The sequence below is a fragment of the Lentzea sp. genome (assembly GCF_036380075.1).
Lineage (GTDB): Bacteria > Actinomycetota > Actinomycetes > Mycobacteriales > Pseudonocardiaceae > Lentzea.
The window spans coordinates 1-17,771 of the sequence record NZ_DASVFL010000396.1 but is presented as its reverse complement, the minus strand read 5'-3'; the positions used below and the strand labels follow the sequence as shown (position 1 = coordinate 17,771).

Below are 17,771 nucleotides of genomic sequence, written 5' to 3'. Positions count from 1 at the left end.
GATCTTCGTCCGCCAGAACTCCGCGTTGTTCTTGGGCCACGTCGCGTGGTCGGGACAGCCGTGCCAGAAGCAGCCGTCGACGAACACCGCGACCTTGGCCGAGGCGAACACGATGTCGGCTTCCCGTCGGACGCCCTTGATCGGCCTGCGGTGCACCCGGTAGCGCAGGCCCGCGGCGAACAGCGCCCTGCGCAGGTCGACCTCGATTTGCGTGTCCCGGGTCTTCTGCTTGCTCATGCGGGCTCGCACACCAGGCGCTGTCTCGAGGGGCTCCACGCCGGGCATTGTTCCGGACCGGGCGGTCAGGCCTTGCGACCCACTCCGACGTAGACGTCCTCCGGCCCGCCCTCGCCGGCCGGGCCGAGCTCCGGGTGCCACCGCGGCGCCGGGACGATGCCCGGCTGCAGCACCTCCAAGCCGTCGAACATCGGGTGGAACTGCTCCAGCGAACGGAAGTACATCGGGTCGCGGCTGTGCTTCATGGCTTCGACGACACCGCCCATCTCGTCCGGCTTGAAGTCGGCGGTGAGGTGCGACAGCGCGATCAGGCTGCCGGCGGGCATGGCGTCGCGGTAGCGGGCGACGACCTCGGCCGGGCCCTTCTCGTCCGACACGAAGTGCAGCACCGCGACCATGAGCAGGCCGACGGGGCGGGAGAAGTCGATCAGGTCCTTCACGACCGGGTCGGTCAGCACGTCGTCCGGCCGGCACATGTCCGCCTGCACGACGCCCGCGTTGTCGTTGCCCTCCAGGATGAGCTGGCTGTGCGACACGGCGACCTCGTCGTAGTCGACGTAGACGACGCGCGCGTCCGGGTTCTCCTGCTGCACGATCTCGTGGACGTTGCCGACCGTCGGGATGCCGGAGCCGAGGTCGAGGAACTGCGTGATGCCCTGCTCCATCATCAGCAGGACGGCGCGGCGCATGAACGACCGGTTCGACGCGGCGATCGCGCGGCCTTCGCGCAGGATCTGCAGCACCTTGTCGCCGACCATGCGGTCCGACGCGAAGTTGTGGCCACCTCCCAGCAGGAAGTCGTAGACGCGCGCGGCGCTCGGCACGTCCGTGTTGATTCCGGCGGGGACCCACGAGAAAGGCTCGGCCATGCCGAGAACCTACCCGTTCGCGCGCACGTGTGTATCGGCTCGGAACGGGTGAACGGCACGACCAGCGCCGATCCCCGTTCTGGATCGGTCACGCGTCAAGGCAGGAGGTGCCGGAACGCCGCCACGAGCAGCATGCGCTGCTGGTCCACGTCGAGACCCTCGTCGGAGAAGCCGTCACGCGCACCGGTCGGCTCGACGCGCACCGCGATGTCCACGAGGTCGGACGAAAGCTCCACAGTGGACTGATCGGTGGGGATGGACTCGTTCTGCTGGAACAGCTCGTAGGAGAACCGCATCCCGACCGACCCGTCGAAGGTGGCCTGCTCGGTCGGCAGCCGCAGCGCGTCGAACACCGTCTCGTACAGCTCGGCGCCGGTCACGTGCAACGGTGCCATGACGACGTGCGTGACGCCGAGGTCGTGGCTGCGCACGGAGATCGCGGTGGTCGGGCCATGCGGCTCCGGCGCCACGGGCTGCGGGAACACCGGCAGCTCCGACTTGCGGTCCGTGCGCCAGATCGCGACGAGGCGGTCGGCGGCGTCGACCAGGTCGATGTGCTTGCGGGGAGCCAGGAGCGGCGGCAGCGGTTCCTCGTCGAGCCGCACGATGAACAGGAACGCGCGCCGCCGGGTCACCTCCAGGTTCACCGCCGCCGTCCACTCCTCGGTCGCCCACTCGCGCCGCGCGGTGTTCGCCGACCACAGCAGGACGTAGTAGTCGGAGGTGGCGAGCTCCTCGCCGACGGCGGCGGACCCGGCGCCGCCCGGCGGCACCTCGGTCTCGTCGAGGTAGGCGTTGACGTTGCGCTCCTCCAGTTCCGCGCGCAGCTGCTCGGCGTGCGCGCGGTCCTTGCCCGCGAACGACAGGAACACCTTGGGACGGGTTTCGAGCGGCACGGGCTCTCCGTTCTTCCTGAGTCGTCTGCGCAGCGGGCCTGCCGTGGTCTGCACTCCCGCGTCGCCGTACACCGACCAGCAGGCCCACTCCGCGGGATGCCGGTCGCCGACCTCTCTCAGCGCGTGCTGCAACGCCTGGTCGCGGGGCAGCCGCGCCAGGAACCTGTCGAACGCCCCGAGCACCTCGCGCGCCGGTTCTTCCTCCGTCGCCCAGCGCGCCGCCACCACCGCTCCCGCGCCCGCCTTCACGGCGGCGCGGACGAAACCCGACTCGCACGCGCCGAGCACGACCGTGCCGCAGGCGCTGAAGTCCATGTGCCCCAACGCTTCCGCCGATACCCGCTCGTCGCCGAACTGCAGCCACGACTGCTCGGGGCTCAGGCGGTTGGACCCGCCGTGAGCGTCGAGCCGGACGTGGTGGAAGCGGTGTTCCCCGAGAGTGCGCTCCAGTTCCGCCACCTCGCGGAAGACCACTGTCCCGTCGCCCCGCTGCGTACGGGCCCGGCGGCGCAGCGGCGGCAGCGCGGACAGGCACGGCAGCACGGACAACGCGTGGCTCAGGCCCAGGAAGCGGTGCGGGCCGAGGACCGGCAGGCCGGCGAACGGGACGTCCGCCAGCAGGTCGCCCGCGACCACCGCGATCCGCGTGACGTGGGGAGGCAACGCCTCGACGACGTCCTCCAGGCCGATCATCGCCGTCAGCTCGACCAGCAGCGCGCCGAGGACCGTCGGTTCGTGCTTGGGCTTCCAGGCCTTGAGGCGGCGGACCGTCTCGGTGAGGTCGCTGATGTGGACGTCGGTCGTGAGGTGCGTGACCCCGCGGCCGACGATCACGTGGTGGAGCTGGTCGGGCGTCGCGTGCATCATCCACACGACCTGGTCGCGCGGCAGGTGCCTCCTCGTCCTCGCGAGCCACCGCGTGGCCGCCTTGAGGTCGGTGAAGCGGGGGAGGTGCCGCGGCTCGGTGAGGACCTGCGAGCTCTTCGCCGCCTCGACCGCGACCACCAGTCCCGGCAACGCCCCGCGGCCCTCGCGGTCGACCCGCCGGACCGCGGCGAGCACCCGGCCGTCCCGCTCGTCCGGGGTGGCGCGCAGCATCCGGAGCTTCGGGGCGTTCTGCTGGTCGGCGGCGCCCCGCTCGACGCTGCGCGACTCGCGCCAGTACCGCGCGGCCTCGTCCTCCTCGCCGGCGTCGGCGCACGCGTCGCCGAGCTTGCGCAGCGCCAACGCCCTCAGCTCCGCGTGGGTCGAGCGCGTCGCCGCCTCGTGGAAGTGGTGGGCGGCCTCGTCGAACCGGTCCTCGGCGTGGGCGATCTCGGCCGCGGTGAGGTGCCAGAGCGCGGAGTTCCCCTCGCCCAGCATTCCCTTCGCCTTGAGCAGCTCGCCGTTCGTCACGAGCCGGCGCACGTGGTCGAGCCGGCGTTCGAGGCGCAACGTCCTGGTGGCGTCGGGCAGCTTCGAGATCACCTCGGGCCCGGCCGCGGACACCAGCAGCGGGAACAGCTTGCGCGCCGCCCCCGCCTGCCGCGTCAGCACGAGCAGGACCGTCAGCTCGTACAGGACGGCGAACCGCAGCGCGGGCTCGACCTGGTAGCTGGTGGCGGCCCTCGTCATCAACGCCAGCGCTTCCTCGTACCGGACGTCCCGCCGCAGCGCCGCCGACCGCCGCAGGAACTCGGCCGGGGTGAACGGCGTCGGCGTCTCGAGCCGCGGCACGTGGGTGGTCCTGCGCACGTCGAGCAGCAGCCGGTCCTTGCCGACGTCCTCCACGAACTCGCTGCGCCCCGCCCGCCGGAAGTGCCGTTCGGCGGCGTCGAGCTCGCTCTCCGCGGTGGGGTAGTCGTACCGGTCGGCGGCGGCCAGCGCGGCGACGCGCGCCAGCTTCGCCTGCTCCAGCTCGGTCAGCTTGCGGCGCCGCAGTTCGCGCACTTCCTGCGTCGCGCCACCGTGGTCGGTCGTGGAGCTGCGGATCTGCGCCCTGAGCACGCGCAGCGCGGTGTCGTCGAACTGGGCGAGGTACTCGTCGCACCGCTGGGCGGCCCTGCCGAGCGCGCCGAGGGTGAGCAGGGTGGAGCAGTGGTCGTAGGTGACGACCGGGCTGATCTTGGCGGCCTTCGCGTAGGCGAGGTCGACCCCCAGCACGTTGCCGCGCAGCGCGGCGGACCGCGCGGCCTTGACGGCGTTCGCCAGCGGCGAGCCGGGTTCCATGTCCATCAGCGGTCCCGGACCGCCGGTGCCGCGGACGTGCGTACAGCCTCGAGCGACGTGATGTGAAGCCCTCTTTGGCGCATGGACGATCCTCCGTGCGTCGCAGATTAACGATCCAGACGGCCCACAGATCGTTTGTCAACTTTCTGTCCATGAACTGCCCGAACGATCTTGTCGGACCTCCTCGCCACACTGGAACCACACCGATCCGAGGAGACCACCATGTGCTGGGACTGCGACCACCCCGCCGACCGGATGGAAGACCACCTGGCCACCCTGCGCCGCTGCATCGACGCCCGCGGCTGGGCCGTCCAAGCGCTGGAAAGGGACCGGGCGCACCCGCCGTGGGCCTACACCGTCGGCCTCACGCTGCTGGGCCTGCCGGAGCTGGTGGTCACGGGCCTGCCGGTGCTGGAGTGCGGCCGCCTGCTGGACGACGTGGCCGAACACCTCGCGCACACCTGTGTTCCCTCACCCGGTCAGCACTTCTCGCTGCCCGGCGGCCCGCCGCTGGAGGTCGTCCGGGTGGCCAGGCCGTGGGCGCACCTGCGGGTGTCCGCGCGCCTGTTCGGCGAGGGCATCGAGGCGCTGCAACTGGTGCACGCCGACTCCGCGGGGCGCTGGCCCTGGGACGCCGAGTACGAGGGCGAGCCCGGCGGTCAGCCGGTGCTGGGGGTGAGAGCGAGACCGCCGGGAGGGTGATTCCCGGACATCACTCCGCCGAGGCGACCCGCTCGCGTTCGTCGGCGGTCAGCGTGGTCTCCGGCGACGTCGAACGCCGGGGGCCGCGCAGCGTCGCCCACATCATGCGCGGGCTCAGCAGGTTCGCCATCGGAGCGGACAGCGTGAAGGCGTCCAGGAACGCCCGCGTGACAGCGGCTTCGGTCGTCGCCGTGCGCACCAGGCGGTCCACGTAGCTCTGCAGGACCCGGCCCGCCAGCGAGAGCGGTTTGCCGACCGCGCCCGGATAGAGGATGTCCTGGTTGGTCGCCATCGCCCAGGCGCCGTCGACCACGTTGCCGATGCCGCGCTGGATCCGCCGGGCGCCGTGCCCGGCCGCGAGACCGGCGTCGAGCGCCTGCGCGCTCTGCGCCGCGATCGACATCCCGTGCCCGTACACGGGGTTGTAGGTCGCCACCGAGTCACCCAGCGCCAGCAACCCGGAGGGCCATGACTTCAAGCGCTCGAAGTAGTTCCGGCGGTTCGCCGTGCTGTGCGACCCGTACACGGGCGACAACGGCTCGGCCGCCGCGATCAGCTCGCCCACCACGGGGTTGCGCACCGACCGTGCGAACGCCACGAACTCCGACTCGTCGGTGGTGGGTTCACCGCCGCGCGTGCCGGACAACGTGACCAGCCAGCGTCCGTCCTCGATCGGCAGCAGCGTCGCCGTGCAGCCCGGATGCGGGTCGCGCGGGTTCGCCTGCACGTTGACGATCGGGAAGGCCGCCGCGGCCGAGGAGGGCGCGCGGAAGATCCGCGTGGCGTAGGCGAGCCCGGAGTCGACCGACTCCGACGGCACCTCGGGCAGCCCGAACTCGGCCAGCCACGCCGGCAGCCGCGAACCCCGCCCCGTCGCGTCCACGACGAGGTCCGCCTCCAGGGAGGTCCGCTCGTGCGAGATCCGGTCCTCGACCACCACACCCGACACCGCGTGCCGGTCACCGAGCAACGACACCGGTTCGGTGCCGGTCAGAACGGAGATCTTGTCGTGGCGCAACGCCTGGTCGCGCACCACCCAGTCGAGCAGCGTGCGGCTGCACGACACGATGAACTGCATCTCGGGGAACCGCGGCACCCAGCCCTGGGCGCTCAGCGACACCAGGTCGTTCGGCACCCCGATCCGGTGCGCGCCGGCGGCGAACAACGCGTCCAGCGTCCCCGGCAGCACCGACTCGATCGCCCGCGCGCCGCCGGACATCAGCAGGTGCGCGTGCCGCGCCTGCGGCACGCCGGACCGCGGCGTGGGCCCGTCCGGCAGCTTGTCCCGCTCCACCACGGTGACCTCGTCGAAGTGCCGCACGAGCACGGATGCCGTGAGCACGCCCGAGAGCCCTCCGCCGAGCACGACGGCGTGTGTGGGTGCCATCTAGTCCAGTCCCCCTGCTGCTTCCACGCGCGCCGCGTCGGCCACGGCGGCGTCGACGATCGGCGAGTGCTGGTAGGCCCGCGAGATGCGCACCCACCTGTCGTGCTCGGCGTTGAGATCCGTGCCGTCGACGATCTCCGCGGCGGGCCGGCGCTTCGCGGGCTTCGACCGCCCGGACGTCCCCGCCACCCGCAGTTGAGCCGCCTCCACGACGGCGGCCACCTCGTCCTTGGGCAGCGCCGCCTCGCGTGCCCGCGAGGTCGCGGCCTCGCCGAGGGTCAGGTCGAAGTAGGGCGTGAGCGCCCAGCACCAGTCGTTGAGCTCGATGATCTGCCGCCGCACGCGGTGGTGCGGGTTGAGGAACTTGCCCGGCGCCACCAGCACGATCGCCGGGTTCACGTGCACCAGCGCGCGGTGCAGCGGCCGCAGCGCGAAGTACGTCCGCCAGCGCCGCAGCCACAGCGACGGCGACGGGCGCTGCGGTCCGAACGCCGGCAGCGCCATGGCGATCACCAGCGGGATCATGCCCAGCGACGCCATCAGCGGAGCGGCCGTGCTCAGCACGTCGAACCGGTGCTCGCCCGTCCAGTTCAGCAGCAGCACCACCAGTTTGATGGCGGCGAACGCCACCGGGAACAACCCCGTGGCGCAGTACCAGAGCAGGCCGCGCGCGAGCCACGGCCGGGCGGAGATCGCCTCGTCCCGCGCGCCCTGCCGGCAGTGGTAGGCCTGACCGCCGCAGCCGACCGCCGTCGCGACGAGGTAGATGAACAGGAAGAGCGCGATCGTCGGCTGCGTGGCGTAGTAGGTGTCGAAGTCGACCTGGCGTTCCTCGGCGATGTCGGAGCTGAAGAACAGCACCACCATCGCGACGACGACCGTCGTGTAGCCGACGAGGATCAGCCGGACCCGGTGCCCCGCCTGCGCGGCCGGGTAGCGCCAGTACAGCACCAGCGCGAACGCCGCCCCGGCGAAGCAGACGACCATGCCGTAGACGAGCAGCGCCGCGAAGTTCGGCACGCCGCTGGTCGAGTTGATCCACGTGATGTTCGCGGGAGCGGCGAAGAGCACGGCGAACGCGCCGAAGAAGACGGTGGAGATCAGCGCCACGACCCGCGGGTTGCCCCAGCTCGACCGCAGGGCGCGGATCTTGTACGCGAGCAGGAGCAGACCGACGACACCGCACGAGAGGTAGATCAGGTTAAAGATCGCCACGACGCACCCAGCGGGATCTTCCCTCGAGCGACTCGGCCACCCGCCGCACGTGCGCGGGCTCCTCGGTCGTGGCCGTGTCGGACCAGACCCGGTGTTCGGTCAGGCGTTCCAGGAGGTGGTCGGCGAGGTTCTCGGCCTCGCGCTCCTCGTCCTCGGTGAGCGTCGTCCGCCCCGCGATGATCTGCGCCATCCTCGGCAGCAGGTGCGGCGCGAGCCGGCGCAGGCCCTCGCTGCGGCCCAGCGCGACGGGCTGGTGCTGGAGCAGCAGGTGCGCGAACTCGTGCAGCAGCACGTGCAGGCGGTGGTACCAGGACGGCGAGTCCGCGCAGATGACGAGGTACGTGCCGTTCTCCAGCAACGCCGTGGCGCCGCTGAGGCAGACAGCGCCGCTGATGGCGGCGAACCGGACGTCGACGGGACGGCCCAGGTGTTCGCTCATCAGCTCGCAGACCCGGCGGCTCGCGTCCCGGTGCGTGGCGTCGGGCGGCAGGTCGAGGTCGCGGGCGACCTCGTCGACCAGCCTGCGCAGTTTCCTGCGGTTCACCCGTCGCCTCCTCTCGATGTCGTCAGCAGCGGTCCAGGTGGAGATCTTCACGCCGGCGTCGTCGTCATCAAGTGTGGTCCGGGGACGGGCGGCGGCCGTTCAGCGGGAACGACCACCCCTCACCGACCTCGAGCGCCTGCCGGAACCCTTCTACCGCAGCGGCCCTGGCCTGTGGGGACAGTTCGCCCGTGCGTTCGGCCAGCCGGGTGACGAACTCGACGACGCCGAGCTCGCGCAGCGCCAGGAAGTCCGTGAGCTCCGAGTCGACCCGCGCCGCGAGGTCGTCGTCGAAGAAGTACGCCGGGTCGGCGCCGAAGTGGTCGGCCAGGCCCAGGATGTGCTTGAGGCGCGGGTTGTCGCTCGCCGAGCTGAGCAGCTCGCGGATGTAGCTGGCGGAGATGCTGCCGAACTGGCCGGACGAGCTGATCGCCGTCGCGACCTCCTCCGGCGACCAGGGCCCGCGGTCCGGCGGGTGCACCGCCTCGAAGAGCGTCGACAACGCACCGGCCCGCCAACCGGGCCGTTCCGCCGGGTGCAGCTCGCCGCGGCCGCCGAGGAACACCGCCGGGTGCACGCCGAGAGCACCCGCGAGGTCGACGATCGCCTGGCACGTCGGGTTGTCCTTCACGCCGAGGCGCAGCTGTGAGATGTAGCCGTGCCCGATGTCCCCGCCGCGGGCCTTGACCGCGGCGGAGAGCGCCACGTTGGTCACCTTGCCCCGGCCGTCGGGCGGGTTGTTGCACAGCTCGTTGAGGACCTCGGCGAACGGCCTCACGCCACACCTCCGCTGGAGCGTCTCCCTGGCCAGCGATCATTCCACTGCTGTGGAACCAAGGAAGCATATGGCATCACAGGGGTTGAATCCACCAGTGCGTAGCCCTATGATCACACTCCGCCGCTTGCACTGATGTGTCGCGTTTGATCCGAACGACATCACTTCAGTTGAAGAGGTAGATCGGACCGGGCCGGAGCTGAAGTCTGGGGGGACTCATGGCGACTGCGCGGACAGACCACGGATCCCTGCGCCTGCACGACGAAAGCGCGCCTTCGCGCTGCGGTTCGTGTGCACAGCCGGTCGGCGCGTGGGCCACGGACCGCCTGACGGGCCTCCTGGGCCGCTGGGGCTGGGACGACCAGGCGCCCGCCGTCTACCGCCGCGCCCAGCGCCGCTGGGAGCAGGTCGCGCTGCTGATGGTCGACCTCGACCGCTTCAAGAAGATCAACGACGAGTACGGCCACCCCGCCGGCGACGTCGTGCTGAGCGACGTCGCCGACGTCCTGGCCGCCTGCACGCGCCCGACGGACCTGGTGTGCCGCTACGGCGGCGACGAGTTCCTCGTCCTGCTCCCGGACACCGCCGGCACCGACGCGGCCGTTGTGGCAGAACGGATCCTGCGCGGCATCCGCGCGTTGCGGACCGAGGTGACCACGAACGACGGCCACCACCTCACGCTGCACGACCAGACGGCGTCCATCGGCGTGGCGGCCCACGTCCCCGGCGCCGAGGACACGCTCATCGACCTGGTCCGCGACACCGACGCCGCCCTGCAACGGGCGAAGCGCACCGGCCGGGCCCGCGTCCAGCTGCACGACCCGCGCGCCGTCACGGCCGACCGCAAGACCGACACCGCCGCCCTGCACCACCTGGTGGCGTTGCAGGACCTGATGAGCAGCGACCAGCTGCCCCAGGTCATGGTCGCCCTGTCCGACGGCCCGCAGGCGATGGAGGAACTGGTCTGCGCCCTCGGCCCGCGCGTGATCCTGACCCTGGAACGCCTGCAGGACAACGGCTTCGTCATCCGCAGGGCGGCCCGCTACGAGCTCACCGCCGCCGCCCGCGAATGGATCTCCGACGTCCTGCCGGCCGTGGCGGCGTGGACGAACCGCCACCACGGCGTCATCCGCTAGACCAGCGAGGCCAGCCGCTGCTCGACCTCGTCGGCACTGGCGTGCCCACGGGCGATCGCGTACATCTCCGACCCGCGCACGGCGATCAACGTCGGATACCCGTTCACCCCGAGCCGCGCGGCGAACTCGAAGTCCTCGTCCGGCACCGCGCTCTCGAACGCCTCGGCAACGGCATCGGCGTCCAGCCCGAAGTCCCGCGCGATGATCCGGTAGGTCTCCACATCGGACAGACTCCTGCCGTCGTGGAAGAACGCCTTCTGCATGGCCACGGCCAGCTCGGCCGCCCGCTCCGGCGCCGCCTCCCGCAACGCGATGAGCCCCCGCGCCGCGGCCTCGGAGTCCATCACGAAGGTGCCCTCGTCGAGCACGGCGTTGAAGGCGTCCCCGAACCGCGCCCCGGTCCGCGCCGTGACCTGCACGTTCGCGTCCTTGATGAACCCGAACTCGCGGATCGGCACCCGCCGGTCACCGGTGAACAGCCCGCCGGAGACCACCTGCACCGGCATGTCGGGGTGGCGGGCCGTGACCGCCTCCAGGGTGCCGGAGAAGGCGTGCGACCAGCCGCAGTAGGCGTCGAAGACGTAGAGGAGCTTCACGACCAGTACAAAGTTTCCAGCTCGCCGGATATTTCCCGGTGACGCCATGATTTCGGTGGCATGTCAAGAGAGCGCGCTCACTCAGAGAAGTGCACGATCTAACGAATCGGCTGTACCCCTTGGACGGGTTGCAAGTCGTACGGTGGTCACCGGGGTGATGTCGGGTGGCCAGAGTCGAGAACACCGTGTCCGGGACCTCCTACGGGAACGTCGTGCAGGCGGGGTCGATAGGAACGGTGAACGTCCATTCCGGACCACCTGGAAAACCCGTGCCGCACCAGCTGCCACCCGCGCCCAGGGTGTTCGTGAGCCGGTCCGACGAGCTGACCGAGCTCGAGGGGTGGCTCGCCCACGAGGAGCACCAGCTGCTCGTGGTGGTCAGCGGACCGGGTGGAGTCGGCAAGACCTCACTGGCACTCCGATGGCTGCACGACACGCGTGACCGGTTCCCGGACGGGCAGCTCTATGTGGACCTCGGTGCCCACGCGGAGGTCGCGCAGCCGGACGAGGTGCTCGAGTGGTTCCTGGGGGCGCTCGGCGTGGAGGTCGCGCCGCCCGGCCTCGCCCAGCGGCAGGCCCTCTTCCGATCGCTGACCGCGGACCGCTCGTTCTCCGTGCTTCTCGACAACGCCGCCAGCGCCGCCCAGGTGCGCCCGCTGCTGCCGGCCTCGTCCGGCTCGGTGGTCGTCGTGACCAGCCGATGGCGGCTCAGTCCGCTCGCGATGGACGGCGCGCGGTTCGTCGAGGTGGACCCGATGGACCTGACGGACTCGATCGAGCTGCTGGAGCGGGTGGTCGGCGAACCGCGGCTCGCGGAGGAGGCGGAGGCGGCACGGGAGCTCGCGCGGTTGTGCGGAGGGCTGCCGATCGCGCTCGGCGTGATCGGCGCGCGGCTGTCCCGGCGACCTAGGCGCACGCTGGCCAAGGAGGTCGACGAGCTGAGGACCGAGAACCGCCGGCTGGCCGGCCTCGACCTCGGCGGCTCCACGTCGGTCAGCGCGGTCCTGGACCTGTCGTACCTGGACCTGCCACCTCGTCAGGCCCGGATCTACCGCTTGAGCTCGTGGCATCCGGGGACCAGCTTCGGCGTCGGGGCGGTGGCCGCGATGGTGGCGGACGACGCGGGCGAGGTCGAGGACGACCTCGACGACCTGGTCGAGAAGAACCTCCTCAGCGAGGTAGGCGACGACCGCTTCCGGTTCCACGACCTGCTGCGGTTACACGCACGCGGGCAGGACGACGCGGAACGCGACGACGCGATCCACCGGGTCGTCGAGTTCTACCTGGACCAGGCGGTCGTCGCGGACTCCGCCGCGATCCCTGGCCGGCCGCGGGTGGGCCTGCGCTTCAAGTCGGCCGACCCGGACGCGTTCGGGTCGAGGGCGGAGGCGCTGGACTGGCTCGACCACGAGCGCGACAACCTCGTGCAGGCACTGCTCGCCGCCGACGCCCACGGCTGGCCGGACCTGGTCTGGCAGCTCGCCGAGGCGATGTACTCGCTGTTCCAGCGTCGTCACCGCTACTCGGACTGGCTGACCACCCACGAGTGCGGGGTGCGCGCGGCGCAGCTGTGCGGCGAGCAGGTCGCCGAGGCGAGGCTGCGCAACCAGCTCGCGGTCGCGTTCCGCAACCTGGGCCGCCTCGACGAGGCGACCGACCAGATCCGCACCGTCCTCGACCTCGCCGGCGACCACGACCTCGGCAGCCGTGCGACGGCGCTCGTCCAGCTCGGCTACACCTACCGCCTGAAGGGCGAGTTCGACCTGGCACTGCGGTACTTCCGCGAAGGAGTCGAGGCGGAGACCCGCCACGGCCGCGTCCGCGGTGTCGGGCTGGCACGCCGCCGGGTGGGTGAGGTGCTGGTCGAGATGGGCCGCCTCGACGACGCGGTCGCTGAGCTGGAGGAGTCCGAAGCGCTGCTCGACAACGTCGTCGACAAGGCCCGCGCGCGGATGTTCCGGTCCCGCGCGCTGCTCCAGGCGTCGCGTTTCGCCGAGGCGTCCCGGCTCGCTGACGGCGTGCTGGCCGACGTCCGGGACACCGGCTCACCCCTGCACGTAGCCGACGTGCTCGAGCTGATGGGCGAGATCGCCGAACGGCAAGGCGATCTCACGCAGGCTTGTGACCACTACCGTTCCGCGCTGACCTGCTACGGCGAATCCTTCGACCCGAACGCCGACCGCCTCCGAGACCGGCTCGCGGACCTGGAACGGGACGACGACGAGGGAACACCCGACGTACCGCCGCAGCACCAGCCCCGCGGCCACGAGAGCGGCATCGGCTGACGGCTCCGTCTCGACGAGCAGCACGTCCGCGAGCGACCACCACTTGGCCGCCGCTCGCTCGCACCGGACGACCAGCACGCCGTCCCTCCTGACCACGCCCTCGTCAACGAGCACGGCGCACCGGCGAGGTGGGTACGGCGTGCGCGGGCTCCGGAATGCCGAGCAACCGGTACATGGTCTCGCGCAGGATCGCGCCGGACCGGTCGAGCCGGGAGCTGACCAGATCCGCGAACCCCGGAACCTGCACGGCTTCCTCGATGTCGTCGGTGTACACGGGAACCACTTCGCGCAATGCATCCGCAAGACTGCCGCGGCGCACCTCGGGACAGGTCGCGAGCAGCACCCGCACGCCGAGGGCGGCAGCGTACAGAGTCGTCGATCCGTGGTCACCGACGACCACGTCACTCGCGATCATCGTTGCGCGCCAACCTTCTTCGGGTGGAATGACCATGACGTCGCAGCCGGCGAGCCACGACCGCACCTGCCACTCGCCGTGCACGGCCCAGATGTTCGGATGCAGCACCGCGGCCACCCGCGCGGTGGCACTCAGCTCCCGGTACAGCTCGGGACGCTGGTGGAACGTCGACTCGGAGGTCCACGTCGAGCTGATCGTCACCAGCGTCTCGTCCTCGTCGACGCCCAGCGCCCGCCGGTAGAGGTCGCGGAACGGCAGACTGGCCCGCATCCGGTCGAGGCAGATGTCGCCGGCCACGACAGCGGCCGGCACCGCCTCGGGACACGACTCCGCGAGCGTCCGCATCTCGTCGTCGTGCGACAACGCGATCGCCGCCGCGGCCACCCTCCCGTCACGCACGAGCATCTGCCGGTCGAGCCCGTGCACGGGCAGCGCTCCCGGCCCGGCCGCCCTGACCCGCTGACGCGACTTCATCGCGCTCGCCCCGTGCGGCAACACGAGAACCGGCCCCGGCGCCCGGTCGACGAACCGGTAGCTGGCCGCGAGCACGAGGTCGAACTCGTGCTGCAAGGCCATCTCCCACGGAATCACGAGCCCGCCGACAGCCTCGACGAACCGAGCGGTGCGCAGATCCGGCTCCGGTTGCGTGAAGTACGTCTGCACGCGGAAGTCGCTGTCCAGCAACGGCAACAGGTCGAGCAACCGCGTGCCCGCCACCACGCTGGGCACGATCACCAGCACCTTGCGGCACCCCGGCACGGTCACCCGCCGAGCACCCCCTGCGCCGAGCGGGGTGGTGAACCAGTTCATCCAGGCCTCCATCGGTCGAAGCGATGCCAAGACCGTCCCGCCCGCACCGTTCATCGAGCCGTCAGAAACTGTTCGCGCACCTCAACGCGGTTTTGATCAAGGTCGTTGCCTCTATCGCCGCTGTATTCACACACTTACGTCAATGGACTGTCATCTTTATGTCATATTGCGCCGAACGAGTGCGTTGCATTGGTGTTGAAATGCGAGGACACTGCTTCGTCAGGGGATGAGGGGTGGCGCTCGTGGATGCGCGATTCACGATTTTGGGGCCAACGGGCATGCGGGTCGGCGACCGCGTCGACACGCAATGGGGTCCGTCGAAGGAGCGGGCTCTGCTCGCCGTCCTGCTCACCCGGCCAGGATCGCCTGTGCCTGCGGCGGAGCTGATCGACTGGGTGTGGTCGGACGAGCGGGAGCTGCCGAAGAACCCGACCAATGCGCTGCACCTCTATTCTTCGAGAATTCGGACTGCGCTCGAATCGTTGCCGAACCAGGTGGAATTGTTGGTGGGTGGCGGTTCATTTCAGATCAAAGTTGACCGCAATGCCGTGGACTACTTCCGGTTCCTCGATCTCGTCGATCGTGCGCGAGAACTCGCTCAGGGAGGGGACCACCAGCAGGCTCTGGTGGCGATTCGGTCGGCATTCACCATCTGGCAGCGCCAGGTCCCCCTCGCGGACCTGAGCTCCGATCGTGCCGAGGCGTGGCGGCGCAAAGCCGTTCTGAACCGGCAGATGCCGGCCTACAACCTCCTGTGCGAAGAGCTGCTCGTGCTCGGCAGGTACGGCGAGGTCCTGGAGGTGCTCGACGACCTGGACCCCGACTACCGGCTCCACCCGGCGCTCCTCAAACGACGCCTGGACGCGCTGTACCGGCTGATGAGGACGGAGGAAGCCACCCAGCTGTACCTGGCCATGCACAAGGCCTTCCGGGTCGACCAAGACGACATGGCTGCCGACGACCTCCGCGAGTTCCACGACGGTCTTCGGGAGAACCGGGTCGTTCCCGCGGAACCCGTTGTCGGATCGGCGGTCGTCCCGGTGCCACAACAACTCCCACTCGACGTCTCGGTCTTCGTCGGCCGCCAGGACGAGTTCGCCGCGCTGGACGCCGCGACGGCCGAGCCCGGGGTGACGGTGCTCGGTGGAGTCGGCGGGGTGGGAAAGACGGCGTTTGTCGTGCACTGGGCCCACACACGCCGGTCCAGGTTTCCGCAGGGCGTCCTCTTCGTCGACCTGCAAGGGTTCTCGGACGGTGCCGTCATGGCCCCCTCGTCCGTCGTCGACCGCTTCCTGCAGGGACTCGGCGTGTCTCCGGACCGCATCGCGAACCCGGATCACCGCGTGGCCAAGCTCCAATCACTTCTGGCCGGGCGCCGGCTGCTGATCGTTCTGGACAACGCGCGGGACGAGCGGCAGATCGAAGGGTTGTTGCCGCTGTTTCCGTCCTGTGTGGTCGTCGTGACCAGCCGGTCCCGGCTGTCCGGTCTCGAGGCTCGGCTGACGCCGCGCCGGATCTCCATCGATCCGCTCGAAGCGGAAGCGGGCAGCCGTCTGCTGCTCGACCGGATCGGCCAACGTGGCGAAGGCACGAGCGCGCTCCTGGAACTGACCTCGGTCTGCTGCGGTCTACCGCTCGCCCTGAAGGTCCTCGCCAACCACATCGCGACGCGACCGGGCGTGCGGCTCAGCGCGTTCGTCGACCACTTCCGCGAACGAGGTGTGCTGGACATCGGCACCATGCACGGCCCACGTGCGGTGTTCATGCAGTCGTTGCGAGCCTTGGAATCCGACGCACGTCTTGTGTTCCGCGCGATCGGTGCGCATCCGGCGCCGGACGTCAGCGTCAGCGCTGTGGCCGCGATGGTGGAGCTGCCGCCTCGGCGTGCGCACGAAGCGATGGACGCCCTGGTGGAGGCCCACTTGCTGGAGCAGGCCAGCGAGTTGGACAGGTTCAAGCTGCACGACCTGCTGCGTGAGTTCTCGGTCAGCTTGCTCGAGGATCCGGAAGAGCGCACGAGGATCGAGCGCCGCATGCTCGACTTCTACCTGCGGACTGCGGAGAACGCGGACATGCTGCTCTTCCCGACGATGGTCCGCGTTCCCACCTCACCCAGTGGCGAGCGCGTCGACGCGATCGACTTCAGCGACCCTGCTGCCGCACAACTTTGGTGCACCGTCGAGATTCGGAGCATCCTCGCGGTGGTGGGCTTCGCCGTCGAGACCGCCCACTTCGCTTATGCGACTCAAATCGCCCTGCTGATGGAGGCGTGGGTCAGGAACGGGCGAACGGCAGAGATGTTGACCGTCCTCGGCCTCGGCCTCGTCGCGGCGAAGGCTCTAGGGGCGGACGCCATCGCCACCGCCGCCGATCTGATGCAGCAGATCGGGCACACCCACCTGCTGCGTCAGGAGTACCGGCAGGCCGAGCGCCACGTGCACTCCGCGCACATCGCCTATTTGCAAGCAGGTGGAGACCAGAGATCCGGCATCGCCAGTTGTCTGCACACTGGAGCGCGGATCTTGGTGGACACGGGCAGCATCCACATGGGCATCGACTCCCACGAGCGCGCCCTGGCGATTGTCCGGGAAATCGAGGAAGTCGGCATGGAAGTCTTCTTCCTTTGTCGAGCCGGCGAGGCCTATCAGAAGGCTTTCGAGTACGAGCGGGCGGATTCCTATTATCATCAGGCCTTGATCTTGTCCCGTGCTCAGGGTGAAGAATGGGCGGAAGCGGCCGCTCTTCAGCTGCTCGGATCATTGGCCTTTTCGCGGGAGCGTGTGGACGAAGCGCGTTCTTATGCTGAACAGGCTTTGCGGAAGTACGCTCGGCGACGCGCTGTCGGTGGCGTTGGTGGGGTCTGTGCGTTGTTGTGCGAAATTGAGGCCGAAGCAGGCGATCTGTGGCGGGCCAAACAGTACGCGCGTCAGGCTATTCGGTTTTGCGGAAGCGCCGGGGCATCGCTGAGTGAGGCGACCGCTTTGCGTGTGCTTTCGCGAATTCTTGAGCGCGCAGGCCAGCGTGACGGGGCTGTGGAGGCGCTGGAGAGGGCCCGTGTGCTGCTGCTGGAGCAGGACGTGGATCGTGCCGACCAGATGGCGTCCGAGCTCGATCGCCTCCGTGCGGAAATCGATTTGCCTACGTCTCGGAATGATTCACCCGTCGTGGATCATGACCCCGAGGTTCGTTAAGCAGCGCTACGTGTAGTGTGCCCGGCTGGTGAGGGTCACTCTGACGGGGTCATCCGGGCGGCTGACGACGCGATTTGACTTACGGTCCGTAAGGGTATTCCATGCGCGGAGTGCAACCCCATGTCTGGGGTCCAAGCCCCGATCCGAGGAGTACGACATCTCTCGCGTTCTGATGGCCCTGAGTCTGCTGTTGATCGGCGCGGCAGTGGTGGCTGGTCCGGAAATGGTTCAGACCTCCGCGTCGGCACCTGAGTTGGGAACGCAGAGTCGGCACCTCGTCTGCTCAGGCGAGTTTGCTCAAAAGGTGCAGTTGACCTGGCTCGACTCGGAACCGAACTCCCCCGACCGGTTCTGAAAATCGTTCACGTCTGTTGTCTCGGACGGGCATTGTCCGCCCGAGACAACGGACGTTCTGGTCGGGTCACGCCGTGGCGTCGACCCCCTTGATCCGCCCCTCCCGGAACGCGTCCACGAACAGCCGGTGGTCCTCCCGCGTCTGCTGCGCGTA

General features: G+C 69.8%; 12 protein-coding genes and 1 pseudogene. 4 read left to right on the top strand and 9 right to left on the bottom strand.

The features are described from left to right. The 3 genes and pseudogenes from VF330_RS41110 to VF330_RS41100 form a co-directional block, all read right to left on the bottom strand. Positions 1–237, bottom strand: a pseudogene (locus VF330_RS41110) (very short patch repair endonuclease); the annotation flags it as partial. 65 nt (positions 238–302) lie between these two features. Beyond that, positions 303–1,106, bottom strand: a complete 804-nt coding sequence (locus tag VF330_RS41105) for an SAM-dependent methyltransferase (RefSeq protein ID WP_330857179.1) — start codon at positions 1,104–1,106, stop codon at positions 303–305. A gap of 95 nt (positions 1,107–1,201) precedes the next feature. Further along, positions 1,202–4,216: a TIR domain-containing protein gene (locus VF330_RS41100; RefSeq protein WP_330857178.1), complete on the bottom strand. Its 3,015-nt coding sequence runs from the start codon at positions 4,214–4,216 to the stop codon at positions 1,202–1,204. A gap of 216 nt (positions 4,217–4,432) precedes the next feature. On the opposite strand from VF330_RS41100, the gene VF330_RS41095 reads away from it, so the two are divergent. Further along, positions 4,433–4,912: a DUF4262 domain-containing protein gene (locus VF330_RS41095; RefSeq protein WP_330857177.1), complete on the top strand. Its 480-nt coding sequence runs from the start codon at positions 4,433–4,435 to the stop codon at positions 4,910–4,912. 10 nt (positions 4,913–4,922) lie between these two features. Here VF330_RS41095 and VF330_RS41090 read toward each other — a convergent pair whose 3' ends face one another. The 4 genes from VF330_RS41090 to VF330_RS41075 all read right to left on the bottom strand — a co-directional run bounded on the left by VF330_RS41090 (position 4,923) and on the right by VF330_RS41075 (position 8,833). Then, complete coding sequence (locus tag VF330_RS41090) at positions 4,923–6,299, bottom strand: NAD(P)/FAD-dependent oxidoreductase (RefSeq protein ID WP_330857176.1); 1,377 nt, start codon at positions 6,297–6,299, stop codon at positions 4,923–4,925. Then, positions 6,300–7,514, bottom strand: a complete 1,215-nt coding sequence (locus VF330_RS41085) for an MAB_1171c family putative transporter (RefSeq protein WP_330857175.1) — start codon at positions 7,512–7,514, stop codon at positions 6,300–6,302. Then, positions 7,501–8,058, bottom strand: a complete 558-nt coding sequence (locus VF330_RS41080; RefSeq protein ID WP_330857174.1) for a hypothetical protein — start codon at positions 8,056–8,058, stop codon at positions 7,501–7,503. The genes VF330_RS41085 and VF330_RS41080 overlap by 14 nt, the downstream gene beginning before the upstream one ends. 67 nt (positions 8,059–8,125) lie before the next feature. After that, positions 8,126–8,833: a hypothetical protein gene (locus VF330_RS41075; protein WP_330857173.1), complete on the bottom strand. Its 708-nt coding sequence runs from the start codon at positions 8,831–8,833 to the stop codon at positions 8,126–8,128. A gap of 215 nt (positions 8,834–9,048) precedes the next feature. On the opposite strand from VF330_RS41075, the gene VF330_RS41070 reads away from it, so the two are divergent. After that, on the top strand, positions 9,049–9,966 hold the full coding sequence (locus VF330_RS41070) for a GGDEF domain-containing protein (protein WP_330857172.1): 918 nt from the start codon (positions 9,049–9,051) through the stop codon (positions 9,964–9,966). On the opposite strand, the gene VF330_RS41065 is transcribed toward VF330_RS41070, so the two are convergent. Next, complete coding sequence (locus VF330_RS41065; protein WP_330857171.1) at positions 9,963–10,562, bottom strand: DsbA family protein; 600 nt, start codon at positions 10,560–10,562, stop codon at positions 9,963–9,965. The genes VF330_RS41070 and VF330_RS41065 overlap by 4 nt on opposite strands. Before the next feature lie 164 nt (positions 10,563–10,726). Between VF330_RS41065 and VF330_RS41060 the strand changes: the two genes are divergently transcribed. Then, on the top strand, positions 10,727–12,847 hold the full coding sequence (locus VF330_RS41060) for a tetratricopeptide repeat protein (RefSeq protein WP_330857170.1): 2,121 nt from the start codon (positions 10,727–10,729) through the stop codon (positions 12,845–12,847). 103 nt (positions 12,848–12,950) lie between these two features. Here the strand turns inward: VF330_RS41060 and VF330_RS41055 are convergent, their stop codons facing one another. Then, on the bottom strand, positions 12,951–14,072 hold the full coding sequence (locus VF330_RS41055; RefSeq protein ID WP_330857169.1) for a hypothetical protein: 1,122 nt from the start codon (positions 14,070–14,072) through the stop codon (positions 12,951–12,953). Between the two features lie 233 nt (positions 14,073–14,305). On the opposite strand from VF330_RS41055, the gene VF330_RS41050 reads away from it, so the two are divergent. Continuing rightward, positions 14,306–17,263, top strand: a complete 2,958-nt coding sequence (locus VF330_RS41050) for an AfsR/SARP family transcriptional regulator (protein WP_330857168.1) — start codon at positions 14,306–14,308, stop codon at positions 17,261–17,263. Positions 17,264–17,771 lie beyond the last annotated feature (508 nt).

Coding starts and splice junctions, on each gene's coding strand:
- VF330_RS41105 (WP_330857179.1), bottom strand. CDS start 1,106: ATGGCCGAGCCTTTCTCGTGGGTCCCCGCCGGAATCAACACGGACGTG.
- VF330_RS41100 (WP_330857178.1), bottom strand. CDS start 4,216: ATGGACATGGAACCCGGCTCGCCGCTGGCGAACGCCGTCAAGGCCGCG.
- VF330_RS41095 (WP_330857177.1), top strand. CDS start 4,433: ATGTGCTGGGACTGCGACCACCCCGCCGACCGGATGGAAGACCACCTG.
- VF330_RS41090 (WP_330857176.1), bottom strand. CDS start 6,299: ATGGCACCCACACACGCCGTCGTGCTCGGCGGAGGGCTCTCGGGCGTG.
- VF330_RS41070 (WP_330857172.1), top strand. CDS start 9,049: ATGGCGACTGCGCGGACAGACCACGGATCCCTGCGCCTGCACGACGAA.
- VF330_RS41055 (WP_330857169.1), bottom strand. CDS start 14,072: ATGAACTGGTTCACCACCCCGCTCGGCGCAGGGGGTGCTCGGCGGGTG.